The following is a 24,392-nucleotide window of genomic DNA, read 5'->3' as shown; positions in this document are numbered from 1 at the left end:
CATATATACAGTACCCTTTTTGCCAGTGTTAAGTGTGTAATCCACGATATTGTTGGATTTTTGCGCTAACGATGTGGATAATTTACTAACTGATGGATCTTTGAGCGATCTGTGTGCAAAGGATGATCGAAAGATCGCCACAAGGATCTTTGTTGGTTTTTGTCTATTCAATGATTTGATTTATAACGATTATTTTGTTCTTTGTTTAATTGTGAATCAGATTTTATGATCTTGAGTTGATGACGTTTTAGACTTTTTCGTTGCTTCTTCACAAATCTATCCACAGAAAGCGTGAATAAATGTGCGCAAACTCTCATTGCTATGTTTATAACTTCCTGTTAGGCCCTAAGTTATCCTCAGATGACGACGAGTGCGCAAAAACACGGGTTAATCCACAATGTTTGTTTACCCTTAGCGGCTTTTTGTGAAAAAATCAGACTCAGTAGAGATTTATCATTGAGGTCGTCCAGTGATTGATGGCGATGGCTATCGTCCCAATGTGGGGATAGTAATATGTAACGGCCACGGTCAGGTTCTCTGGGCTCGTCGATATGGTCAGCATTCATGGCAGTTCCCGCAAGGCGGGATTGATGATGGGGAAAGTCCCGAACAAGCCATGTTCCGTGAGCTTTACGAAGAAGTGGGGCTGACCAAAAAAGATGTCCGCATCTTGGGTACTAGCCGTCATTGGCTACGGTATAAGCTCCCGAAACGTTTGGTACGTTGGGACTCCAAGCCAGTCTGTATTGGGCAAAAACAAAAATGGTTTTTGTTGAAGCTGGAATGCGATGAGTCGAAAGTGAATGTGTCCCGCGGGGGAACCCCGGAATTTGATGGCTGGCGTTGGGTCAGTTATTGGTATCCGGTACGTCAGGTTGTGTCTTTCAAACGCGAAGTATACCGCCGCGCAATGAAAGAGTTTGCGCCGTTAGCGATGCCTTTTAAGGAGCGTAAGCCTCGACGTCGGAACAAGCGAGGATAACGTTTAAGGAGGAAGCCGGTGCTGACACAGCTTAGAAATATTGTTCAGAGCGTAGCCGCATCGGCGGATCTTCATCAGGCGCTGCAAACCCTAGTGCAGCAAACCTGTGTTGCGATGCATACCGAGTGTTGCTCTGTGTACCTTGCCAATCCCGAGCAAGCCAGCTTTAATCTGATGGCCACCCAAGGCTTGGATCCTGCCGCGCAAGTTTCACTGTCTTTTGGTGAAGGCTTGGTAGGATTAGTTGGCGAGCGCGCAGAGCCGATTAATTTGGCCCATGCGCGCGAGCATCCCGCGTTTAAACCTTTCCCGGCTACAGGGGAAGATGCCTTCCAGTCTTTTCTAGGTACGCCCATTATTTATCGCAAAACGGTACTGGGCGTACTTGTGGTTCAGCAACACCAGCCGCGTCAATTTGACGAAAGTGAAGAGTCGTTTCTTGTCACCCTTGCCGCGCAACTGGCAGTGGTGTTTGCCCATGCCAATGCACAAGGTGGATGGCTGAATGCGTCACAGTCACCCGTGTTGTTGGAAGGGGTTCCTGCATCACCCGGGGTAGGGATTGCGAATGCATGGTGTGACGATTCTCAGCCACGGTTAGAGGACATTGCACCGGCTAGCTGTTTGCATGTTCAAAAAGAGCTCGATCGTTTAGATGCCGCATTAGATGATGCGTCAGTGGAGTTTCGTCGCCTTAGAAAACGCTTTGATAAGGAGCTACAAAAAGAGGCGCTGGCAATCTTTGATTTGTTTGTCCATTTGCTCAACGATCCTATGCTGCGCGAGGATATGACCCTACGTATCCAACAGGGCGACGAAGCCGCGTGGGCAGTCCGACAAACGGTGGAAACCTTTTCATCCCGTTTTGCGGCCATGGATGATCCCTATCTTAAGGCACGGGCTGCTGACGTGAAGGAGCTCGGTCAGCGTTTACTCTATTTTCTTTCTGAAGCCTCGAGCAATCATCAACCTATCGCGTCGCCTATCGTCTTGCTCGCCCGTGAACTGACGGCTGGCATGCTGGCTTCTATTCCACGCGCGCTGCTCGCGGGGGTCGTAGCCGAAGAGGGCGCGGCGAATTCCCATGCGGCCATATTGGCAAGGGCACTTGGCATTCCTGCGGTGATGGGAGTGAGCTTTTCCGCGCCAAGACTCCACAACAAATCGGTGATCTTGGATGGTCACAAAGGGCTGTTGATGATTGAGCCTGCCGCACCTTTGCTGAAGGAGTATCAGCAGCTGGTTCAAGCGGAAGTCAGTTTGCAATCGACTTTAGATACGGCGCTGGCCTCGCCCGGACAAAGCCAAGATGGCACCCGTATCCAGATCCATTTGAACGCTGGCTTGAGCGCCGACAGTAGCATCGCCATCAACCAAGGTGTCGATGGTGTGGGTTTGTTTCGGACCGAAGTGCCTTTTTTAATGCAGCGCCGTTTTCCTTCCGAGGACGAACAAGTCAAACAATACCGTGCGATTTTAGCCAGCTACCCAGATAAACCTGTGGTGATGCGCACCTTGGATATTGGCGGGGATAAGCCATTACCCTATTTGAGTGTCGATGAAGATAACCCGTTTCTTGGCTGGCGCGGCATTCGTTTTACCTTAGATCATCCCGATATTTTTCTGATCCAAGTGCGTGCGATGCTGCGTGCCAGTTTGGGTTTGGATAATTTGAAACTCTTGTTGCCGATGATCTCCGGTGTGAATGAACTGCTGGAAGCGAAAACGTTAATTGCTCGCGCGTTTGAGGAAGTACGCCAAGAGGCACAGTTGGCGGGAGAAGTTCTGGCGAAACCGCTGCTTGGCATTATGGTTGAAGTGCCCTCCGTGCTGTATCAGCTCGATGGGATCGCGCAAGAAGTCGATTTTCTTTCCGTTGGCACCAACGATTTAACGCAGTATTTATTGGCTGTGGATCGCAACAATGCCCGCGTCGCCAACATCTTTGATGCACTCCATCCTTCGGTACTTCATGCGCTTAGTTTGATTGCGACCACCAGTGATCGTCATCAATTGCCGGTGAGCGTATGTGGTGAACTCGCGGGCGATCCGGTGGGCGCAGCATTATTAGTAGGACTGGGATATCGCCAATTGAGTATGAATACGCGTAATGTGGCGAAGATTAAGTACTTACTCAGTCGTCTTTCCTTACCACGCTTACAAAAGCAAACCAAGCAGATGCTGAGTTTGAGTGAACCCGGACAGGTCCGTACTCAGATGGAAGGCTTTTTAGCCGAACAAGGCTTGGATGCGCTGGTCCAAATTGGACGGATGCGATGATCACCACCGCAACCTTGTTGTTAGCGTTTATTTGTATGCTGTTGGGAGCGTTAGTTGGCACGCTCTCCGGACTCCTTGGCATTGGCGGTGGCTTGGTAGTGGTGCCGGCGTTAAGCTTTTTGCTGCCATTATTTGGTCTGTCTGCTGATATCGTCATGCCGATGGCGCTGGCGACATCGTTGGCCACCATTGTCTTAACCTCCAGTGCCTCAGCGTGGCGACATTTTCGTATGGGCAATGTGGATATGCGTGCGGTTAGAGCCCTAGTTCCCGGGATGATGCTAGGCGGCGTATTAGGTGCTTCATTGGCGGATAAACTTCCCCCCGACTGGCTGCCACGTATCTTTGGCGTCATCGTGCTGACCATGGCGACGCAAATGTTGCTCAGCCGTCCCCAAGTCATCCTCCGCCCTTTACCGCCCCCGTGGCGAATATCTCTGGCGGGTACCTTGATCGGTACGCTATCAAGCTTGGCTGGCATTGGCGGCGGTTCCTTTACCGTCCCTTACTTGCATTGGCGTGGTGTCACGATGCACAAAGCGATTGGCAGCTCTGCGCTTGGCGGCGCCGTACTTGGATTGGCAGGGATGGTAAGTTTTGTTTGGTTGGGCTGGCGACAGACGGAACCCTTACCGGCACTCAGTGTCGGATATTTGTATTTGCCCGCCTTGCTGGGTGTGGTGTCGACTTCCGTGTTGATGACACGTGTTGGCGCCACGCTTGCAGTAAGGCTTCCAACGCGGCAAATAAAACGTATTTTTGCTGGCTTTCTTGTTATTGTCGGCGCAAGCATGTTGTTGAAGTAAAGGATGGAATCCATGACAGAAGGTTACATTACCTTTCCGTCGATAGACCCGATATTAGTCGAGCTTGGCCCGATTGCCATTCGCTGGTACGGACTGATGTATTTAGTTGGTTTTGTGTTTGCCCTATGGCTTGCCAATCACCGTGCTACGAAACCGAACAGTGGTTGGAGCAAAGAGGAAGTCAGTGATTTACTGTTCGCAGGTTTTCTTGGTGTCGTACTGGGCGGCCGCATCGGTTATGTATTGTTTTATCAATTTGATGCGTTTGTTGCCGACCCCTTATTCTTGTTTAAAGTGTGGACTGGCGGCATGTCCTTCCATGGCGGCTTACTTGGTGTCATCGTGGCCATGGCATGGTATGCGCGTAAAACCCAACGTCATTTTTTCACCGTGGCTGATTTCATTGCGCCGCTCGTTCCTTTCGGTTTAGGCGCGGGGCGATTAGGCAATTTTATTAACGGTGAACTTTGGGGACGTGTTACCGATGTGCCTTGGGCGATGATTTTCCCCACCGGCGGTCCTTGGCCGCGTCATCCCTCCCAGCTTTATGAGTTTGCACTCGAAGGGGTGGCCTTGTTTGTGATCCTCAATCTGTTTATTCGCCGTTCTCGTCCTATGGGGGCGGTATCGGGATTATTCTTAGTCGGGTATGGCACGTTCCGCTTTATCGTCGAATACTTCCGTGAGCCGGATGCGCATCTTGGCTTGTTTGGTGACTTGTTCAGCATGGGGCAGTTATTATCATTACCGATGGTCGTTGTAGGGGCGCTCATGATTGTCTGGGCGTACCGACGAGGCTCTGTTGCAGCTCGATGATCAACGTCGAGTAATCAGATATACTATTGACCACACCAAGGCACCGCGGGCGGTGCCTTTTGTTTGTCCAACGATAGGAAACACTATGAAGCAGTATCTAGCTTTGATGCAGGATATTCTTGACAATGGTACGGATAGAGGCGACCGCACGGGTGTAGGTACACGTTCAGTGTTTGGACGCCAATTACGGTTCGACCTTGCTGAAGGTTTTCCGCTGCTCACGACCAAAAAGCTTTATACCCGCGCCATTATCCACGAATTACTGTGGTTTCTTAACGGCGAGACTAATATCCAATACTTACAAGACAACAAAGTACGTATTTGGGATGAATGGGCGACAGAGCAAGGCGATCTAGGACCGGTTTATGGCGCCCAGTGGCGCTCATGGGCGTGTCCTGATGGTTCGACGGTTGACCAAATTGCGCAGCTGGTGGAGCAAATCAAAACCAAACCACATTCGCGCCGTCATATCATTACGGCGTGGAACCCCGCAGACTTACCCGACGAGTCTGTTAGCCCCTCTGAGAACGCGGAGCAGGGTAAGATGGCTCTTGCCCCTTGTCACTGTCTTTTTCAGTTCTACGTGGCCGATGGCAAGCTCTCATGCCAGCTTTATCAGCGCAGTGCCGATTACTTTTTAGGAGTACCGTTCAATATTGCCAGTTACGCGTTGCTAACGCATATGATTGCACAGCAATGTGATTTGGCAGTGGGCGATTTTGTCCATACATTTGGCGACGTGCACCTTTACCACAATCACCTGACCGATGAGATTGTGTATGAGCAGTTAAAGCGCGAGCCGCGAGGATTGCCAACACTGACGATTAAGCGCAAACCCGCCTCCATCTTCGACTACAAGATTGAAGATTTTGAGATTGAAGGTTACGACCCGCACCCCACCATTAAAGCGCCGATTGCCATTTAATGACGTAGGACGCATTCATCAGTACAAACGCAGCCAAGCCGCTGCGTTTTTTTATGCCTACAGCGTGGTCTCTGCGTGGCGGGGCGGTTGCGATTCATAACAAAAAAGCCACCGCGAGGAGCGATGGCTTTGATTCGATAAGCGTCTGGATGGGCGTTATTGCGACAACAGCACAATCCCGCCGGGTACTACCACGAATACCAGTGTGATGTAGGCCAGGACCGCCATTTTCGATTTCGCGGCCAAGTGACCCAGCCATTCTGCGCCTTTTAGCGGCAACTCACGCAATACCGGGATACCGAAAATGAGCGCCGTAGCGAGAATATTAAAGCAAAGGTGCACGAGCGCAATTTGCAGCGCGAACACCGCGAATTCACCGGTAACAGCAGTCGCTGCAAGCAAGGCAGTAATGCAGGTACCAATGTTTGCACCCAGGGTGAAGGGATAAACATCGCGAATTTTTAACACGCCGGTACCAACTAGCGGAACCATCAAGCTTGTAGTGGTGGATGAAGATTGTACCAGTACGGTAACCACTGAGCCTGAGAAGATGCCATGCAATGGACCACGACCAATCGCGTTTTTCAGCATATCTTTGGCACGACCGACCATTAGCTTCTTCATCACCTTACCCATCACAGTGATGGCACATACGATGGCAAAGATACCTAAACCGATCATCAACAAGCCACCTAGGTTGCCGGGTAGAACTGACTCTAAAGGAGACTGCACCATGTTCACAGCAGGTTTGGTCAGCGGCTTAACGAAATTCAGGCCTTTGATGCTCATGTCACCGGTTTGTGACAGTGGCGAAACCAACCATTGTGACAACTTGTTCAGCAAGCCGAACATCATTTCGAGCGGCAAGAAGATAGCCACGGCGAATAAGTTGAAGAAATCATGCACCGTGGCGCAACTGAATGCACGACGGAACTCTTCTTTGCAACGCGCATGGCCCAAGCTCACCAAGGTATTGGTGACTGTGGTGCCCACGTTTGCGCCCATTACCATTGGAATCGCTGTTTCAACCGGTAAGCCGCCTGCAACCAGACCAACGATAATAGAAGTAACCGTACTTGACGATTGGATCAGCGCCGTGGCGGCAATCCCTATCATCAAGCCAGCTACGGGGTGAGAAGCAAATTCGAATAAGGTCTTGGCCTCATCGCCCACGGCTAATTTAAAGCCGCTCCCTACCATGGCAACCGCCACCAGTAGTACATAAAGCATGACGGCGAGCTTGGTCCAACGGAACCAGTTCGAGGAGCTTTGGGTTGCCTCTACCGCTGTAGCATGGGGAGTCATAAGTTATCTCCGTGACAATTCGATGTCGGTTTTGTGTCAAAGCAAAATCAGCGGCGATAGTAAGAAGGGAATATTTCAGAAATATGACACAAATACTGCAGTGTTCATAAAATCCGATCTGGGTCGATGGGTTGGTAGGGTTGGATGGGGTTATGTGTATGATTATAATTAAAATTTAGGCCGTGTCACCCAAGTAGAAAAAACCGATATAAAAAATGTAACAACAACAAAGCGATTGCCACTATGCTAAATGGTGGACGGTAAAATTCGTTGACAAATGTTTAGACTGCGAATAAATCAATAGTAAGTGAGATTTTACATCGGTTTTTCCGATGTTTACTATCAGAACAAACGATTTTTAGAAAACGGGTCTGGCTGTCTAGACTACGGAAATCCACTTTTTTTGTATGGAGTGCTTAAATGACTGATGTCATTCGTCAGTTTCTAAAAATGGAATCTGCAGGAGGTATTGTGCTGATTATTGCGGCTGTGCTAGCGATGTTCGTGGCGAACTCGGGTTTACAGCCTTTATATGACAGCACGCTTCATACCTATGTTGCAGGTCTGTCCGTGGGTCACTGGATCAACGACGGCCTGATGGTGATTTTTTTCCTGCTGATTGGTTTAGAAGTTAAACGGGAATTAATCGAAGGGGCGTTAAACACCAAAGATAAAGCCACTTTCCCTGCCGTTGCGGCGGTGGGCGGTATGTTGGCACCCGCGCTGGTTTATTTAGCGTTTAACTGGGGTGACCCGCTTGCTGTGTCCGGTTGGGCGATTCCAGCAGCCACGGATATTGCCTTTGCCTTAGGTGTATTAGCGCTGTTAGGTAACCGTGTTCCCTTAGCTCTCAAAGTGTTCTTATTAGCACTGGCGATAATCGATGACTTAGGCGTTATCGTGATTATTGCCCTGTTTTATAGCAGCGACCTTTCCATCATGGCGCTCGCCAGTGCCTTTGTCGCAACTTTGGTACTGGTTGGGATGAATATGCGCAATGTCACCAATATTGCGGCCTATATTGTGGTTGGTTTGGTGCTTTGGTTCAGTGTCTTACAGTCAGGCGTGCATGCGACACTCGCGGGTGTGGTATTAGGTTTTGCGATTCCGTTGAAAGGCAAAACAGAGGATGCACCGTCACCACTGAAAAAGCTCGAACATGCACTGCATCCTTATGTATCGTATCTGATTCTGCCGATATTTGCGTTTGCTAATGCCGGCGTCTCGCTCGATGGCGTCTCGCTAGCAAGCTTGACCGAAATGCTACCTCTCGGTATTGCGTTAGGTCTGCTGATTGGTAAACCTCTCGGTATCTTTACCTTCAGTTGGGCAGCCGTAAAACTTGGTATTGCGAAAATGCCGGCAAGAGTGACATTTCCGCAAATCTTTGGGGTGTCCTTGCTGTGTGGTATTGGTTTTACCATGTCGATTTTCATCTCGTCACTGGCCTTCGTCGGTGTGAATGGTGAGTTCGTCACATTCTCTCGACTCGGGATCTTGATAGGATCAACCTTGTCGGCAGTGATTGGCTACTTGGTTCTGCATTTTATGTTGCCGCCAGCCAGCGCCTTTGAAGAAGGAGACGAAGATGAAGAAAATGGAGTTAGCGTTGATTACTAGTCTGTTGGGTGTCTCGGGAACGGCGCTTGCGGCGAATTACGAGACATATTGTCAAGGCAATAACGACAACAGCCAAGTATGCGAGGCCTACCTTGCAGGCGTCGAGGACGGCAAAGCGGCGGTGTCCGCTGATGTAGAGTCTACGCGCGACGCGGAAAGCTCAAGTTTCTCAGAGCGAGCGTTAGAGCATCGCGCCGGTGAGCGCGTGAGAAAGCCACTGGATAAAGACGATATGAAAAACTAACCCATTCATTTCGCTTGAAGGCGCCAAGTTGGCAGCGTAAGCTGCTGGCTTGGCGTTTTTTTATGGCAAGTCATGGCGCATCTTAATTACAACCACCTTTACTATTTTTGGATGGTTTGCAAGCAAGGCTCGATTACCAAAGGTGCCGATAAGCTTTGCTTAACCCCTCAAACGGTCACTGGACAAATCCGAGCACTCGAGCAACGACTTAATGGGAAGCTGACTAAGCGAAACGGCCGGCATGTTGAGCCCACAGAGTTGGGGCAGCTGGTGTTTCAATATGCGGATCGTATGTTTGGTTTGAGCTACGAAATGCTCGATATCGTTAATTACAGTCAGCAAGAGAATATCCTATTTGACGTTGGTGTCGCCGATGCATTATCCAAGCGGTTAGTCAGTCAGGTTTTACTCCACGCAGTACCTGACGATAACGCGATTCATTTGCGCTGTTTTGAGTCGACACATGAAATGTTGTTAGAGCAACTTTCCCAGCACAAATTGGATATGATTTTGTCGGACTGTCCGGTTGATTCGACGCAGCAAGCGGGGTTATTCAGCGTCAAACTGGGCGAGTGCAGTATGAGCTTGTTTGCCTCTCACCCAGATATATTGGCTGATATACCGCTCGCCACACTGCTTGCGAGCCAGAAATTGTTGATCCCAAGCCGCGCGACAGCGATGGGTCGCAAACTGATGCAGTGGTTTGATCAACAAGGTATTGTTCCCAATATTTTGGGGGAGTTTGATGACTCCGCGTTAATGAAAGCGTTTGGGATCAACCATCAGGCATTGTTTATCGCTCCCAGCAGCTATGCCAATGAAATCAGTGGTGTCGGTAATGTTGCACCGATTGCAAACCTGGAGACGGTCAAGGAAGAGTACTATGTGATTTTTGCTGAGCGAATGATTCAGCACCCCGCCGTCAAACGGATTTGCGAAGCTGATTACAGCCACTTATTCGTTTAGTTACAGGCTTGTGGTGAGATCGTGCTAGACTCGAGCAAGGTGGTAATAATTGAAGTGGTAGTCAAATGGATTTAGCCCAAATGCAACAAAACGGGCCGAAAGCGGTAAGCTTGCTGAAAGCCATGGCAAACGAAAAGCGTCTGTTTATTCTGTGCTATTTACTGCAAGGCGAACTTTCGGTTGGGCAGTTGGTTGAACGGGTGCCTTTGAGCCAGTCGGCCTTATCCCAGCATCTTGCTTGGTTACGTAAAGACGGTTTGGTGAATACGCGAAAAGAGGCGCAAACGGTCTATTACTCACTGAAAAGTGAAGAAGTGAAAGCGGTGATCCAGCTATTACACGATCTGTATTGCGTTGATTGAGAAAGCACATCAATCAACGCGCAATAAAAAAACCGGCCGAGGCCGGTTTTTTTATGCATGATGCAAAGCAAAAAGCTATTACAGCGCTTTGATTTGTGCTGCGAAGCTTGCTTTGTAACGTGCTGCTTTGTTCTTGTGGATCAGGCCTTTGGTGGCTGAACGATCAAGAATAGGCTGTACTTGCGCAAAAGCAGCAGTTGCCGCTTCTTTGTCGCCTGCAGCGATAGCAGCAGCAGTTTTCTTCATGTAAGTGCGCATCATAGAGCGACGGCTTGCGTTGTGCTGGCGACGCTTCTCAGATTGGATCGCACGCTTCTTAGCAGATTTGATATTCGCCAAGGGTCTAACTCCCAAATCTTTTGTTCGGTGACATTTCAAGGCGGAGGACTATGCCTCTTTTTGCCTCTATTGTCAATTCATTTGTGCAAATATCCGCCGCCCCAAGGTAGTGTTGGCGCTGCGGGGTTATCACGGTTAATATGGCGGCTGATTCTATCAGCATTTCAGGCTCTACGTCACCTTTATTTCCGTTTCGCGTGTCATTATTCGCTTGGCCTGCCTGAGTGAGCGAGCATCAACACGCATGGGATGGCACACAATAGAGGCACGTGTTTTCAAGAGGTAACCGTGAGTAAGCGACTATTACGCTCTGGGCTAATCGTTAGCACCATGACACTGGTGTCCCGCGTGTTGGGGCTGGTGCGGGATGTGGTGATTGCCAACTTGATGGGGGCAGGGGCTGCCGCCGATGTGTTTTTCTTCGCCAATAAAATCCCTAACTTTTTGCGTCGCTTATTCGCAGAAGGCGCGTTTTCACAGGCCTTTGTCCCCGTATTGACTGAATATCAGGCGCTGGATAAAGACGATAATCATCGGACGCAATCTCGCGAGCTGGTTGCCAATGTTGTCGGTACCTTGGGTGGGTTAGTGACGATTGTCACCCTGCTCGGTGTCATTGGCTCGCCTGTGTTGGCGGCGTTATTTGGGACCGGTTGGTTTGTCGACTGGTTGGATGGTCGCCCTGACGGGGCCAAGTTCGAGTTAGCGAGCTTGATGCTGAAAATCACCTTCCCGTACTTGTGGTTTATTACTTTCGTGGCGCTATCGGGCGCCATCCTGAATACGCTCAATAAGTTTGCCGTTTCGAGCTTTACCCCTGTATTCCTCAATGTTGCGATTATTGCCGCGGCGATTTGGCTGTCGCCCTATCTTGCACAACCTGAAATCGGTTTGGCGGTCGGGGTCTTTATCGGTGGATTGGTTCAGTTGCTGTTTCAGCTTCCTTTCTTATCGCAAGAGGGCATGCTGGTAAAACCCAAGTGGGGATGGCACCATCCTGGGGTGGTAAAGATCCGCAAACTGATGATCCCGGCTCTTTTTGGGGTCTCGGTGAGCCAGATTAACCTATTGTTTGATACCTTCATTGCCAGCTTTTTGATGACAGGCTCCATCAGTTGGCTTTATTACTCCGATCGTTTACTCGAGTTTCCGTTGGGCTTATTTGGCATTGCCATTGCGACTGTGATCCTGCCGGCGCTTTCCCAGCGCCATGTCGATAAATCGCCCATCCAATTTGCTGCGACCATGGATTGGGGGGTGCGCATGGTGTTGCTGCTGGGCATTCCTGCCATGGTGGGGTTGATTTTGTTAGCAAAGCCGATGCTGATGGTACTCTTTATGCGAGGCGAGTTCGGTGTCGACGATGTGCAGGCGGCCAGTTTATCGCTGGTGGCCTATGCCTGTGGATTGGTCAACTTTATGCTGATCAAAGTCCTCGCGCCCGGTTACTACGCACGACAAGACACCAAAACACCGGTGAAATTTGGTGTGATTGCCATGATAAGCAATATGGTGTTTAACGCTATCTTTGCCTATTTGTTCAGTTATGTTGGCCTTGCGATCGCCACGGCTTTATCGGCACTGATCAATGCAGGCTTGCTTTATCAAGGCCTACACCGTGCCGGTGTTTACCGTTTGTCTCGAGCGACGGCTTTATATATCGGCCGTTTAGTGGTTGCGGTAGCAGCAATGGTGGCGGTGTTAATAACACTGATGCCGACATTAAATGGCTGGGTCGAGATGTCACTGTCGATGCGCAGCATGGTATTGGTTGGACTTATCCTCGGTGGCAGTGTGGTGTATTTATGCACCGCACTGTTATGTGGTGTGCGACTGGGTGATATTCGTCATCGCGGGTAATTCAAGGGTCGGATGTGAATCCAGGGCTGATTGCCGGCCCTGACTAGTATATAATCCGCCAGTTTCAATAGTTCAAATAGTCAGCAGGCGATGGAATTAATCCGAGGTATCCATAACATACGAGCGCGCCACCGAGGTTGTGTCCTGACCATCGGTAACTTTGATGGTGTCCATTTGGGACATCAGGCGGTGTTGCGCCAAGTGGTGGAAAAGGCCCGAGCGCTGAACCTACCTGCGACTGTGATGCTGTTTGAACCGCAGCCGTTAGAGCTGTTTAAAGGTGAAAAAGCGCCGGCGCGCCTGTCGAGGTTGCGAGATAAATATACCCAGTTAGCGAAGCTGGGCGTTGACCGCCTGCTGTGTGTAAATTTCACCCCTGCATTTGCGGCCATGAGTGCTGATCACTTTGTTGACCGCTTGTTGGTCGAACAATTGGGTGTTAAGTTTCTGGTAGTCGGCGATGACTTTCGCTTTGGTTTGAAGCGAAGCGGTGATTTTGCGCGCCTCGCACGAGCAGGCCAGGAACATCACTTTGATGTGGTCAGTACCGAAAGTTTTTGCGTCAGTGACCGCCGAGTGAGCAGCACAGCGATTCGCGATGCGTTAGCCGCAGGTCATCTTGCCGAGGCGGGTGACATGTTGGGGCGACCTTACAGCATCTGTGGGCGTGTCGCGCATGGGCGTAAGTTAGGACGCACGATTGGCTTCCCGACCGCCAATGTATTGCTAAAACGCCGCGTTTCCCCGGTTTCAGGTGTGTATGCCGTACAAGTGGAAGGCGCCGTGACCGGACAGCGGTTACCCGGCGTGGCCAACGTTGGTGTACGGCCGACGGTCGACGGTGTACGCCAGCAGCTCGAAGTCCATCTATTTGATCAATCAATCGACTTATATGGCAAACAGCTGGAAGTTTATCTTTTGCATAAACTTCGCGATGAAACCAAATTCGCGTCTATTGACGCACTAAAAATGCAAATTCAACGAGATGCATCAGCTGCGCGTGCGTGGCTGGCTGATGTGAATAATGTCTAGAGTGTAACCTCCATACGGAATCAATAATCAATGAGTGACTATAAAGATACCTTAAACCTGCCGGAAACTGCGTTTCCGATGCGAGGTAATCTTGCTAAGCGCGAGCCTGATATGCTCAAGCGTTGGTACGATGAAGATCTGTACGGTGCTATCCGTCAAGCGAAGAAAGGCAAAAAAACATTTATTTTGCACGACGGTCCTCCGTACGCGAACGGCAACATTCATATTGGTCACTCAGTTAATAAAATTCTCAAAGACATTATTATTAAATCAAAAACGCTAGCGGACTACGACGCACCGTATGTACCTGGCTGGGATTGCCACGGCTTGCCGATTGAGCTGATGGTAGAGAAAAAAGTCGGTAAACCCGGTCAAAAAGTCTCAACCGCTGAGTTCCGTGAAAAGTGCCGTGAATACGCAGCCAAACAAGTGGAAGGTCAGAAGGCGGACTTTAAACGTCTTGGTGTTTTAGGTGAGTGGGACAAACCTTACCTGACCATGGACTTCAATACTGAAGCCAGCATCATCCGCGCGTTGGGTAAAATTGCCGCCAATGGACACTTGCACAAAGGCTTTAAGCCGGTGCACTGGTGTACGGACTGTGGCTCGGCCTTGGCAGAAGCTGAGGTGGAATATCAAGATAAAACCTCGCCATCGATTGATGTGATCTTTCGTGCGGTTGACGAACAAGCACTGATCAGTGCCTTTAACCTCGCCGGTGATCATCAAGGTGAAGGCGAAGTGGGTGTGGTGATCTGGACCACGACGCCTTGGACCTTGCCTGCTAACCGTGCGGTAGCGGTGGCCGCTGACCTTGAATATGTTTTAGTACAAGTTGAAAGCGAGCAACCTAAGCGCCTTATCGTCGCGGCCGAACTGGTCAAAGAGGTGATGGATCGTGCGGGTATTGAGCAATATCACAACCTCGGCTTCTGTAAAGGTGACGCGCTTGAACTTAAACGCGTAAAACACCCATTTTACGATTTTGATGTGCCCGTGATCTTGGGTGATCACGTCACGACAGAGTCGGGTACGGGTGTGGTACACACCGCACCTGGCCACGGCCAAGAAGACTTTGTGGTCGGTCAAAAATACGATCTTGAAGTCGCAAACCCAGTGGGTAGTAACGGGGTCTATTTACCGGATACCCCACTGTTTGCCGGCCAACATGTCTTTAAAGCCAATGACAGTGTGATTGAAGCGCTGAAAGCGCACGATGCACTGCTGCATCACCATGCTTATGAGCACAGCTACCCACACTGCTGGCGTCACAAAACGCCAATCATTTTCCGCGCCACACCGCAGTGGTTTATCTCGATGGAGAAAGCCGGCCTGCGTGATAAAGCGTTGCAAGAGATCAAGAACGTTGATTGGATCCCTGAGTGGGGCCAAAACCGTATTGAGTCGATGGTAGATGGTCGCCCTGATTGGTGTATTTCACGTCAACGTACATGGGGCGTGCCGATTGCGCTATTTGTTCACAAAGAAACCGCAGAGCTGCACCCAGACACGTTGAACTTGATTGAACAAGTTGCCGCACGGGTTGAGAAAGCGGGAATTCAAGCTTGGTGGGATCTGGATCTGAATGAACTGTTGGGTGATGACGCTGAACAGTATGAGAAAGTCCTCGATACGCTGGATGTTTGGTTTGACTCCGGTGCGACGCACTACGCGGTGGTCAACCAGCGCGACGAGTTTAACGGCCAAGAAGCAGATATGTACCTCGAAGGGTCAGATCAGCATCGTGGTTGGTTCCAGTCTTCGTTGATGACCTCGGTGGCGATCAAAGGCAAAGCACCGTATCGCAAAGTACTGACCCATGGTTTCACGGTTGACGGCAAAGGCCGCAAGATGTCGAAATCACTGGGGAATACTGTCTCGCCGCAAGATGTGATGAACAAACTGGGCGCCGATATCCTGCGTCTGTGGGTGGCATCAACCGACTACACCGGTGAGATCACGGTATCGGATGAGATCCTAAAACGTAGCGCTGATGCGTATCGCCGTATTCGTAATACAGCGCGCTTCCTGCTGGCAAACCTGCATGGTTTTGATCCTAAGCAAGACAGTGTCGCAGCCGATGAGCTGGTGGCGGTTGACCGCTGGGCGGTAGGGCGTGCATTAGCAGCACAACAAGAGATCACCGAAGCGTTTGAAGCTTGCAACTTCCACCAAGTCACCCAACGCTTGATGCAATTCTGCTCGATTGAGATGGGCTCTTTCTATCTGGATATCATCAAAGATCGTCAGTACACCGCGAAAGCGGGGAGCCACGCGCACCGTAGTTGCCAAACCGCGCTGTTCCACATTGTCGAAGCGCTGGTACGTTGGATGGCACCGATTATGTCGTTCACGGCAGATGAGATCTGGAATGAAATGCCTGGCGAACGCGGCAAGTTTGTGTTCACCGATGTCTGGTATGACGGCTTGTTTGGCTTAGAAGACGATGCGGTGCTCAACAATGCATTCTGGGCAAAACTGCTGGATGTGCGTGCCGCGGTGAATAAAACCCTCGAACAGGCCCGTAATGACAAGGTCATTGGTGGTTCACTCGAAGCCGAAGTCACATTGTACGCGCCAGCGGAATTTGCGCAAAAGCTGCAAATGATGGGCGATGAATTGCGCTTTGTGCTGCTGACCTCGAAAGCAACAGTGATCGCTGGTGAGGCGCCATCTTCTGCGACGCAAACGGATGTGGAAGGATTATCTGTTGACGTTGTGGCGTCTGAAGCGAAAAAATGTGACCGCTGTTGGCACCATGTTGCTGATGTAGGCACGATCGAAGGACACGAAGAAATTTGTGGCCGCTGTGTGACTAACATTGCAGGAGAAGGCGAAACTCGCCAATTTGCGTGATGACCTCTCACTCACTCTCGCAATCAGGATGGCGCTGGCTTTGGCTGGCGCCTCTGGTTTTCGTTTTAGACATTGGCAGTAAGTGGCTGGTGATGAATACCATGGGCTATGGTCCCGCAAACCGCATTGAATTGCTGCCGTTTTTTAATCTTACTTACGTCCATAATCATGGTGCGGCATTTAGCTTTTTAAGCGATGCCGGCGGTTGGCAGCGTTGGCTTTTTAGCGTTATCGCGTTGGGCGTGAGCGGCTTGCTCACATACTGGATGCGAGTGACACCGGCGAGCAAGCGCATGCTCAATATCGCCTATGCCATGATCATCGGCGGCGCATTGGGCAACTTATTTGATCGCCTCGTTCATGGCTATGTGATCGATTTTCTCGACTTTTTCATTGGCAATTCACATTGGCCTGCTTTTAATCTCGCTGACTCAGCCATTTGTGTCGGCGCCGTTTTAGTGGTGCTAGACAGTTTTCGTCATGAGCAGTCATCGGCGACCTAGGGGTCGCTCGTAGTAATTAGCCCAACACGACTTTCGATAAGGACAGATCATGAAAGCGATTAGCGCATCCAGCGAAGTATTGATGCACTTTACCATTAAGCTTGAAGATGGCTCGGTCGCCGACAGCACCCACAATGCCGGAAAACCCGCTAAGTTAGTGATGGGAGACGGCAGCTTGACCGAGAACTTTGAGCGTTGTCTGTTAGGGCTGCATGAAGGGGAACAAAGCAGCTTTACGCTGGCACCTGAAGATGCATTCGGCCAGCCAAACCCGGATAATATCCACTATATGGACCGCCGTCAGTTTGGGGGAGACACGCCTGCTGAAGTGGGTGCCATCATTGCGTTTAGCGGTCCTCAAGGACAAGAAATTCCCGGTATCGTGACCGAGGTCAGCGGCGAATCTGTGACGGTCGATTTCAATCATCCGTTGGCAGGGAAAACCGTGATTTTTGACGTAGAAATAATCAGTGTGCAATAAGGCAAAGTCATGAAGATCCTACTTGCGAATCCCCGAGGCTTTTGTGCTGGCGTCGATCGCGCGATCAGCATCGTTGAACGTGCTCTGGAAATTTATCAGCCTCCCATTTATGTGCGCCATGAAGTGGTGCATAACCGATTTGTGGTGGAAGGCCTAAAGCAACGCGGCGCGGTGTTTGTGGAACAATTAAGCGAAGTGCCTGATGACAGCATTGTGATCTTCTCGGCCCACGGTGTCTCGCAAGCGGTGCGCAATGAAGCCAAATCCCGTCAACTGACAGTATTTGATGCAACCTGCCCCTTGGTGACCAAAGTACATATGGAAGTGGCACGTGCCAGTCGTAAAAATATGGAAGTAGTGCTGATTGGCCATGCTGGACACCCCGAGGTAGAAGGCACTATGGGTCAATATGCCAGTGAAACTGGCGGTATGTACTTGGTTGAAACGCCAGCGGATGTGCACACGCTTCAAGTCAACGACCCAGATAACTTGCATTATGTGAGTCAAACCACGCTGTCAGTGGACGAAACCGCTGATGTGATTGATACCTTGCGTCAGGTTTTCCCCAACATTCAAGGCCCACGCAAAGATGATATCTGCTACGCGACCCAAAACCGCCAAGATGCAGTACGTGATCTCGCCCAAAGCTGTGATGTGATGGTGGTGGTGGGCTCGAAGAATAGCTCGAACTCAAACCGTCTCCGCGAGTTATCGGAAAAACTGGGAACCCCGGCGTACTTGACCGACTGTGCGGAAGACATTGATCCAGCGTGGTTCGAGGGTAAGCACACGGTTGGGATCACCGCTGGCGCCTCGGCACCAGAAGAATTGGTTGATTTGATCATCGCCCGCGTGAAGGCGTTGGGCGCCACCGAGGTAGAAAACCTGAGTGGCCGTGAAGAAAACATGTTCTTCGAAGTGCCGAAAGAGTTACAAATTCGTGAGGTGACCTAGTCACCCATCGACAAAATTAAAGGGAAGCGAAGGCTTCCCTTTTTGTTAGCTCTCTTCTGAGCCACTCTCAGCAATATACAAGCTGAAACGAACGCGCTACAGTGATGGGTTAATGGATAGGTGGCCAGCGCTGCTGGTGAAGTAAAAAAGGGGAGAACCATGGTACGTATTGCCATTGCTGGTGCAGCCGGCCGTATGGGACGCAATCTTATTCAAGCTGTTACGCAATACGCAGGCGCAACATTGGGGGCGGCGAGTGAGCGGCCTGAATCAAGCTTGATTGGGACGGATGCAGGGGAACTGGCGGGTGTGGGCCGTCTCGGCGTGCAAGTGGTGGACGATCTGGCCAAAGTGGCGGATGACTTCGATGTGATCATTGATTTTACCGCACCAGCGGCCACACTCGCGAACTTGGCGTTGTGCCAACAAAAAGGCAAGCAGTTGGTGATTGGAACAACTGGATTTGATGACGCGCAAAAGCAAACCATCCAGGATGCCTCAGAGGCGACGGCAGTGGTGATGGCCCCCAATTACAGTGTCGGCGTCAACCTTGTATTTAAACTGCTTGAACAAGCCGCCAAAGTGATGGGTGAGGAATGCGACATTGAGATTGTTGAGGCCCATCATCGCCATAAAGTGGATGCGCCATCGGGCACAGCACTGGGAATGGGAGAAGCGATTGCCGGAGCGATGGGAAACCAGCTGAGTGATGTCGCTGTGTATGCCCGAGAAGGGATCACCGGCGAGCGTAGCAAAAATGAGATTGGCTTTGCCACCATTCGTGCTGGCGATATCGTGGGTGAGCATACCGCCATGTTTGCGGATATTGGCGAGCGTGTTGAAATCACGCACAAAGCGTCAAGTCGTTCCACCTTTGCCAAGGGAGCGGTCCGTGCCGCGGTATGGCTCAATCAACACCAGCAAGGTTTTTATACCATGCAGGATGTACTTAATCTTAAATAATTATGCATCGCGCTTCGGCGCGATGTTTTTTTATCCCCCCTTTCTTTTTCTCATGCAACGCACTTCATATTGTCGTGATTTTTGCTTTGTTTTCCCCTTGTTGACAGCATTTCGACGCGATAACTCTTCCAGTTATGATCTTTGTTGCGCAGTAAACGTTTGCGCACGCCAGTTTTATGTTTCTCTCTCGGTTTGGGTAAAAAAGTTATTTCTCTGCCAATTTATCTAGCTCTTTGGTTTAAAAATAAAGACAAGATTGTGCTTTATCTTGCTTAGGTGGTCTGTTTTTCTTGAGTGCTTAGTAAATACAATAAAAAGTAGCACGCATTATTGACAGCCAAACCTTGCATCTCTAGAATGCGCGCAATTTGTCAAAATTCAGCTTGACGTGAGTTTTGATCTTAGATGGAATACGTGAATGCAACGTTAGTCGTAAAAAGTGCATTTCTATATAACTGGAGGTTGTCTTGAGCAAGTCTGCGCTCTTAGTCCTAGAAGATGGGACAGTGTTCCACGGTACCCCGATCGGCGCTGATGGCACCGCGGTGGGAGAAGTGGTTTTCAATACCTCGATGACGGGGTATCAAGAAATATTAACCGACCCCTCTTATTCCCGTCAGATCGTAACACTTACCTATCCCCATATTGGCAACACCGGCACCAACACCGAAGACGAAGAATCCTCCCAAGTCCACGCCCAAGGCCTCGTCATTCGCGATCTTCCCCTGTTAGCTAGCAATTTCCGCAATCAACAATCCCTCTCTGATTACCTCAAACAACACAATATTGTTGGCATCGCCGACATTGATACCCGTAAGCTCACTCGTTTGCTACGTGAAAAAGGGGCGCAGAATGGCTGTATTGTGGCCGGAGAGAGCGTTGATGAAGCGCTGGCGCTGGCCAAGGCGCAAGATTTTCCGGGTTTGAAAGGGATGGATCTTGCCAAAGAAGTGACGACGCAGGAGCGTTACAGCTGGACGCAAGGGTCATGGCAGCTGCATCAGGGTCTACCAGATGCATTGCCGGACAGTGAATTGCCTTACCATGTTGTCGCTTACGACTTTGGTGCCAAGCGCAACATCTTGCGCATGTTGGTCGACCGCGGCTGCCGTTTGACTGTGGTACCGGCAACCACCCCGGCAGACGAAGTGCTGGCGATGAATCCCGATGGTGTCTTCTTATCTAATGGCCCTGGCGATCCGGCGCCGTGTGATTATGCGATTGCGGCCACCCAAACCTTCTTAGCGGAAGGCGTGCCATTATTTGGTATTTGCTTGGGGCACCAAATCTTGGCGCTAGCGAGCGGCGCGAAAACGGTCAAAATGAAGTTTGGCCACCATGGTGCTAACCATCCGGTGAAAGATTTAGAGCGTGGGGTGGTGATGATCACCAGCCAAAACCACGGCTTTGCCGCAGACAATGACAGCTTGCCTGACACATTACGTGCGACRCATGTGTCCTTGTTCGATGGCAGCTTGCAAGGGATCCATCATACCGAGAAGCCTGCCTTTAGCTTCCAAGGGCACCCTGAAGCAAGCCCGGGGCCACATGATGCTGCGCCCCTTTTCGATCACTTTATCGACCTCATCAAACAACACCGCGCCTAATTGGAGTCGTTGAGCATGCCAAAACGCACAGACATCAAAAGCATTCTTATCCTGGGCGCAGGCCCAATCATTATTGGCCAAGCCTGCGAGTTCGACTATTCAGGGGCACAAGCGTGTAAGGCGCTGCGTGAAGAAGGGTATCGTGTCATTCTGGTGAACTCGAACCCTGCCACTATCATGACCGACCCAGAAATGGCCGATGCGACCTACATTGAGCCGATTCAATGGCAGGTTGTGAAACACATCATCGACAAAGAACGTCCTGATGCAATTTTGCCGACCATGGGCGGACAAACCGCACTGAACTGTGCGCTAGATCTCGAGCGCCACGGCGTACTCGCCGAATTCGGTGTGGAGATGATCGGCGCCACAGCAGATGCAATTGATAAAGCCGAAGACAGACACCGTTTCGATGAAGCCATGCGCAGCATTGGCCTTGAGTGTCCTCGTGCAGGGATTGCCCATAGCATGGATGAAGCCTACAAGGTTTTAGGTGAAGTCGGTTTCCCTTGCATCATCCGTCCCTCTTTTACGATGGGAGGAACCGGAGGCGGGATCGCTTATAACAAAGAAGAGTTCGAGGAAATTTGTGAACGCGGTCTCGACCTGTCCCCCACCAATGAGCTTCTGATTGATGAGTCGTTGATTGGTTGGAAAGAGTATGAAATGGAAGTGGTGCGGGATAAAAATGATAACTGCATCATTGTTTGTTCGATTGAAAACTTCGATGCCATGGGCGTCCACACCGGCGACTCCATTACGGTGGCACCTGCGCAAACGCTGACCGACAAAGAATATCAATTGATGCGAAATGCATCACTGGCGGTGCTGCGTGAAATTGGTGTTGAGACGGGCGGCTCGAACGTACAGTTTGGTATTGATCCTAAAACTGGACGCATGGTCATCATCGAGATGAACCCTCGTGTGTCRCGCTCTTCCGCGCTCGCATCAAAAGCCACCGGTTTCCCGATTGCCAAGGTGGCGGCTAAGCTTGCTGTCGGCTTTACCCTTGATGAGTTGATGAACGACATCACAGGCGGTGCGACTCCGGCTTCTTTTGAACCCACCATCGACTATGTCGTGACCAAAATTCCGCGCTTTAACTTTGAAAAATTTGCCGGAGCGAATGACCGTTTGACCACGCAAATGAAGTCAGTGGGCGAGGTAATGGCTATTGGCCGTAACCAGCAAGAGTCACTGCAAAAAGCCTTGCGTGGTTTGGAAGTGGGCGCGTCAGGTTTTGATGAGATGGTGAATCTGGACGACGACGATGCTCTGACTCGCATTCGTCATGAGCTCAAAGAGCCAGGAGCAGAGCGTATTTGGTTCATTGCGGATGCGTTCCGAGCCGGCATGTCAGTTGATGGTGTCTTTAATCTGACTAACATCGACCGCTGGTTCTTGGTGCAAATTGAAGACATCGTCAAACAGGAACAACAAGTCCGCGAGCATGGCTTTGCAGGGCTTAATGAAACCGCATTGCGCCAGCTAAAACGCAAAGGGTTTGCCGATGCGCGTCTTGCCAAATTGCTGGGTGTGTCTGAAATTGAAGTCCGCAAGTTGCGCGATAAATTCAACATTCATCCTGTGTACAAGCGCGTAGATACCTGCGCTGCGGAGTTTGCGTCAGATACTGCCTACATGTACTCCAGCTATGATGAGGAGTGTGAGTCGCAGCCAACCGACAAGAAAAAGATCATGGTATTGGGCGGTGGTCCGAACCGCATCGGTCAAGGCATTGAATTCGATTACTGTTGCGTGCACGCGTCACTGGCGCTACGTGAAGATGGCTATGAAACCATCATGGTTAACTGTAACCCTGAAACCGTCTCGACCGACTACGATACGTCCGACCGTCTCTACTTTGAACCTGTGACGCTTGAAGATGTACTGGCGATTGTACGTGTTGAGCAACCGGAAGGCGTGATTGTGCAATACGGGGGGCAAACGCCACTGAAATTGGCACGTGACCTTGAAGCGGCTGGGGTAGCGATTATTGGTACTAGCCCAGATGCGATTGACCGCGCGGAAGACCGTGAGCGTTTCCAAGATGCCGTGCAGCGCCTAGGGCTCAAGCAGCCGGCGAATGCAACGGTGACCGCGTTAGAGCAAGCGGTTGAAAAGGCTAAAGACATTGGCTATCCACTGGTGGTACGTCCTTCCTATGTTCTAGGCGGACGAGCGATGGAAATTGTCTACGACGAGACCGATCTGCGTCGTTACTTTAACGAAGCCGTAAGTGTGTCGCACGAATCCCCAGTATTGCTCGACCATTTCCTCGACGATGCCACGGAAGTGGATATTGATGCGGTGTGTGATGGTGAAACCGTGGTGATTGGTGGCATCATGGAACACATCGAGCAAGCGGGTGTGCACTCCGGTGACTCGGCCTGCTCACTGCCGGCTTACACCCTCAGCGATGACATTCAAGATCGGATGCGCGAGCAAGTGCGTAAGTTAGCGTTGGAGCTGGGGGTCAGTGGCCTCATGAACACGCAGTTTGCGGTTAAAGATGATGAGATCTACCTGATCGAAGTGAACCCGCGTGCCGCACGAACGGTGCCGTTTGTGTCGAAAGCAACCGGTGTGCCACTCGCCAAAATTGCAGCGCGAGTGATGGCGGGCCAATCATTGACTGAGCAAGGCTTTACCCAAGAGGTGATCCCGCCTTACTACTCAGTCAAAGAAGTGGTGTTACCCTTCAACAAGTTCCCCGGTGTTGACCCATTGTTGGGCCCTGAAATGCGTTCAACCGGTGAAGTGATGGGAGTTGGCGACACCTTTGCTGAAGCGTTCGCTAAAGCGGATTTAGCGTGCGGAAAAGCCTACAGCGAAGGGGGACGCGCACTGCTATCGGTACGTAACAATGACAAGCAACGTGTGGTCGACTTGGCCRCTAAGCTGCTGAAATTAGGGTTTGAGCTGGATGCCACTCACGGTACCGCCGTGATTTTGGGCGAAGCGGGTATCAATCCTCGGTTGGTCAACAAGGTTCACGAAGGACGCCCTCATATTCTTGACCGGATCAAGAACGGTGAGTACAGCTACATTGTGAATACCACCGAAGGACGCCAAGCGATTGAAGACTCGAAAGTGCTACGTCGTGGCGCACTCGCTGCCAAGGTGAACTATACCACCACACTCAATGCTGCCTTTGCCACTTGTATGGCATTGACGGCGGCAGACATGAGCAAAGTCAATTCGGTGCAAGCGCTTCATGCGCGCGTATTGAATAAGTAAACGACGACGTGCTGATACAGAGAGCGCCCACCATCCGGTGGGCGTTTTTTTTGCTAAAGGCGCGTTTAAGGCTGCAGACGACGATGAATTAGCGCCTGATAAAGCTCTCGCTCGAACTGAGTGATGGGGGCTGGCACGTTATCTGGCAAGGCCTCGTCATCAGGGTGGTAGTGGCTAACCAGCTGTACCACAATTTGCTGCTGATTGTCGTCAGTTTCAATAAACCCTGCCAAATTATGACTGCCATAAAG

20 protein-coding genes and 1 pseudogene are annotated in these 24,392 nt (G+C 50.6%); 18 read left to right on the top strand and 3 right to left on the bottom strand.

Annotation, left to right across the window (positions count from 1 at the left end; all coding sequences use genetic code 11):
• Positions 1 to 469: 469 nt before the first annotated feature.
• The 5 genes from rppH to BZG83_RS11170 all read left to right on the top strand — a co-directional run bounded on the left by rppH (position 470) and on the right by BZG83_RS11170 (position 5,809).
• Positions 470 to 982 (top strand): RNA pyrophosphohydrolase, encoded by a 513-nt coding sequence (gene rppH / locus BZG83_RS11190; protein WP_069586557.1) that lies wholly within the window; start codon positions 470 to 472, stop codon positions 980 to 982.
• A gap of 18 nt (positions 983 to 1,000) precedes the next feature.
• Complete coding sequence (gene ptsP, locus BZG83_RS11185) at positions 1,001 to 3,262, top strand: phosphoenolpyruvate--protein phosphotransferase (protein WP_077480583.1); 2,262 nt, start codon at positions 1,001 to 1,003, stop codon at positions 3,260 to 3,262.
• Positions 3,262 to 4,068: a sulfite exporter TauE/SafE family protein gene (locus BZG83_RS11180; protein WP_108743586.1), complete on the top strand. Its 807-nt coding sequence runs from the start codon at positions 3,262 to 3,264 to the stop codon at positions 4,066 to 4,068. Before ptsP ends, BZG83_RS11180 begins: the two co-directional genes overlap by 1 nt.
• A 12-nt stretch (positions 4,069 to 4,080) precedes the next feature.
• Positions 4,081 to 4,884, top strand: coding sequence for a prolipoprotein diacylglyceryl transferase (gene lgt, locus BZG83_RS11175; RefSeq protein ID WP_077480579.1), 804 nt, complete (start codon positions 4,081 to 4,083; stop codon positions 4,882 to 4,884).
• A gap of 85 nt (positions 4,885 to 4,969) precedes the next feature.
• On the top strand, positions 4,970 to 5,809 hold the full coding sequence (locus tag BZG83_RS11170) for a thymidylate synthase (protein ID WP_077480577.1): 840 nt from the start codon (positions 4,970 to 4,972) through the stop codon (positions 5,807 to 5,809).
• 156 nt (positions 5,810 to 5,965) lie between these two features.
• On the opposite strand, the gene BZG83_RS11165 is transcribed toward BZG83_RS11170, so the two are convergent.
• A complete protein-coding gene (locus BZG83_RS11165; protein WP_077480575.1) occupies positions 5,966 to 7,114 on the bottom strand; it encodes a Na/Pi symporter in 1,149 nt (382 codons plus the stop codon).
• Positions 7,115 to 7,534: 420 nt separating this feature from the next.
• On the opposite strand from BZG83_RS11165, the gene nhaA reads away from it, so the two are divergent.
• The 4 genes from nhaA (at position 7,535) to BZG83_RS11145 (ending at position 10,306) form a co-directional block, all read left to right on the top strand.
• A complete protein-coding gene (gene nhaA / locus BZG83_RS11160) occupies positions 7,535 to 8,734 on the top strand; it encodes a Na+/H+ antiporter NhaA (RefSeq protein WP_077480573.1) in 1,200 nt (399 codons plus the stop codon).
• A complete protein-coding gene (locus BZG83_RS11155; protein WP_077480571.1) occupies positions 8,703 to 8,978 on the top strand; it encodes a hypothetical protein in 276 nt (91 codons plus the stop codon). Before nhaA ends, BZG83_RS11155 begins: the two co-directional genes overlap by 32 nt.
• A 72-nt stretch (positions 8,979 to 9,050) precedes the next feature.
• Positions 9,051 to 9,944, top strand: coding sequence for a transcriptional activator NhaR (nhaR, locus tag BZG83_RS11150; protein WP_077480569.1), 894 nt, complete (start codon positions 9,051 to 9,053; stop codon positions 9,942 to 9,944).
• A 65-nt stretch (positions 9,945 to 10,009) separates the two neighbouring features.
• The gene (locus BZG83_RS11145; protein ID WP_077480567.1) at positions 10,010 to 10,306 is read left to right on the top strand and encodes an ArsR/SmtB family transcription factor; all 297 of its coding nucleotides are present in this window, start codon (positions 10,010 to 10,012) and stop codon (positions 10,304 to 10,306) included.
• A gap of 78 nt (positions 10,307 to 10,384) precedes the next feature.
• Here the strand turns inward: BZG83_RS11145 and rpsT are convergent, their stop codons facing one another.
• On the bottom strand, positions 10,385 to 10,645 hold the full coding sequence (rpsT, locus tag BZG83_RS11140) for a 30S ribosomal protein S20 (RefSeq protein ID WP_069586567.1): 261 nt from the start codon (positions 10,643 to 10,645) through the stop codon (positions 10,385 to 10,387).
• A 249-nt stretch (positions 10,646 to 10,894) separates the two neighbouring features.
• On the opposite strand from rpsT, the gene murJ reads away from it, so the two are divergent.
• From murJ to carB, 9 genes are all read left to right on the top strand, one after another.
• A complete protein-coding gene (gene murJ / locus BZG83_RS11135) occupies positions 10,895 to 12,505 on the top strand; it encodes a murein biosynthesis integral membrane protein MurJ (protein WP_198536703.1) in 1,611 nt (536 codons plus the stop codon).
• 90 nt (positions 12,506 to 12,595) lie between these two features.
• Positions 12,596 to 13,537 (top strand): bifunctional riboflavin kinase/FAD synthetase, encoded by a 942-nt coding sequence (gene ribF / locus BZG83_RS11130; RefSeq protein WP_069586569.1) that lies wholly within the window; start codon positions 12,596 to 12,598, stop codon positions 13,535 to 13,537.
• Between the two features lie 30 nt (positions 13,538 to 13,567).
• Positions 13,568 to 16,393 (top strand): isoleucine--tRNA ligase, encoded by a 2,826-nt coding sequence (ileS, locus tag BZG83_RS11125; protein ID WP_077480563.1) that lies wholly within the window; start codon positions 13,568 to 13,570, stop codon positions 16,391 to 16,393.
• Complete coding sequence (gene lspA, locus BZG83_RS11120) at positions 16,393 to 16,896, top strand: signal peptidase II (protein ID WP_069586571.1); 504 nt, start codon at positions 16,393 to 16,395, stop codon at positions 16,894 to 16,896. The genes ileS and lspA overlap by 1 nt, the downstream gene beginning before the upstream one ends.
• Positions 16,897 to 16,945: 49 nt before the next feature.
• A complete protein-coding gene (gene fkpB, locus BZG83_RS11115; RefSeq protein ID WP_069586572.1) occupies positions 16,946 to 17,377 on the top strand; it encodes an FKBP-type peptidyl-prolyl cis-trans isomerase in 432 nt (143 codons plus the stop codon).
• A gap of 9 nt (positions 17,378 to 17,386) precedes the next feature.
• Positions 17,387 to 18,331, top strand: coding sequence for a 4-hydroxy-3-methylbut-2-enyl diphosphate reductase (gene ispH / locus BZG83_RS11110; RefSeq protein ID WP_069586573.1), 945 nt, complete (start codon positions 17,387 to 17,389; stop codon positions 18,329 to 18,331).
• A gap of 159 nt (positions 18,332 to 18,490) precedes the next feature.
• On the top strand, positions 18,491 to 19,294 hold the full coding sequence (dapB, locus tag BZG83_RS11105) for a 4-hydroxy-tetrahydrodipicolinate reductase (protein ID WP_077480561.1): 804 nt from the start codon (positions 18,491 to 18,493) through the stop codon (positions 19,292 to 19,294).
• 467 nt (positions 19,295 to 19,761) lie between these two features.
• The gene (gene carA / locus BZG83_RS11100; protein WP_077456281.1) at positions 19,762 to 20,901 is read left to right on the top strand and encodes a glutamine-hydrolyzing carbamoyl-phosphate synthase small subunit; all 1,140 of its coding nucleotides are present in this window, start codon (positions 19,762 to 19,764) and stop codon (positions 20,899 to 20,901) included.
• 15 nt (positions 20,902 to 20,916) lie between these two features.
• Positions 20,917 to 24,141, top strand: a complete 3,225-nt coding sequence (gene carB, locus BZG83_RS11095; protein ID WP_077480559.1) for a carbamoyl-phosphate synthase large subunit — start codon at positions 20,917 to 20,919, stop codon at positions 24,139 to 24,141.
• A 65-nt stretch (positions 24,142 to 24,206) separates the two neighbouring features.
• Here the strand turns inward: carB and BZG83_RS16735 are convergent.
• Positions 24,207 to 24,392: pseudogene (locus tag BZG83_RS16735) on the bottom strand (serine-type D-Ala-D-Ala carboxypeptidase); the annotation flags it as partial.

The organism is Salinivibrio sp. PR919 (assembly GCF_001995355.1).
Taxonomy (GTDB): domain Bacteria; phylum Pseudomonadota; class Gammaproteobacteria; order Enterobacterales; family Vibrionaceae; genus Salinivibrio; species Salinivibrio proteolyticus.
This window is presented reverse-complemented; position numbering and strand designations above follow the sequence as displayed.

Coding starts and splice junctions, on each gene's coding strand:
- nhaR (WP_077480569.1), top strand. CDS start 9,051: ATGGCGCATCTTAATTACAACCACCTTTACTATTTTTGGATGGTTTGC.
- BZG83_RS11145 (WP_077480567.1), top strand. CDS start 10,010: ATGGATTTAGCCCAAATGCAACAAAACGGGCCGAAAGCGGTAAGCTTG.
- ileS (WP_077480563.1), top strand. CDS start 13,568: ATGAGTGACTATAAAGATACCTTAAACCTGCCGGAAACTGCGTTTCCG.
- nhaA (WP_077480573.1), top strand. CDS start 7,535: ATGACTGATGTCATTCGTCAGTTTCTAAAAATGGAATCTGCAGGAGGT.
- BZG83_RS11155 (WP_077480571.1), top strand. CDS start 8,703: ATGAAGAAAATGGAGTTAGCGTTGATTACTAGTCTGTTGGGTGTCTCG.
- BZG83_RS11170 (WP_077480577.1), top strand. CDS start 4,970: ATGAAGCAGTATCTAGCTTTGATGCAGGATATTCTTGACAATGGTACG.
- lspA (WP_069586571.1), top strand. CDS start 16,393: ATGACCTCTCACTCACTCTCGCAATCAGGATGGCGCTGGCTTTGGCTG.
- fkpB (WP_069586572.1), top strand. CDS start 16,946: ATGAAAGCGATTAGCGCATCCAGCGAAGTATTGATGCACTTTACCATT.
- ispH (WP_069586573.1), top strand. CDS start 17,387: ATGAAGATCCTACTTGCGAATCCCCGAGGCTTTTGTGCTGGCGTCGAT.
- lgt (WP_077480579.1), top strand. CDS start 4,081: ATGACAGAAGGTTACATTACCTTTCCGTCGATAGACCCGATATTAGTC.
- ribF (WP_069586569.1), top strand. CDS start 12,596: ATGGAATTAATCCGAGGTATCCATAACATACGAGCGCGCCACCGAGGT.
- dapB (WP_077480561.1), top strand. CDS start 18,491: ATGGTACGTATTGCCATTGCTGGTGCAGCCGGCCGTATGGGACGCAAT.
- BZG83_RS11165 (WP_077480575.1), bottom strand. CDS start 7,114: ATGACTCCCCATGCTACAGCGGTAGAGGCAACCCAAAGCTCCTCGAAC.
- murJ (WP_198536703.1), top strand. CDS start 10,895: ATGGCACACAATAGAGGCACGTGTTTTCAAGAGGTAACCGTGAGTAAG.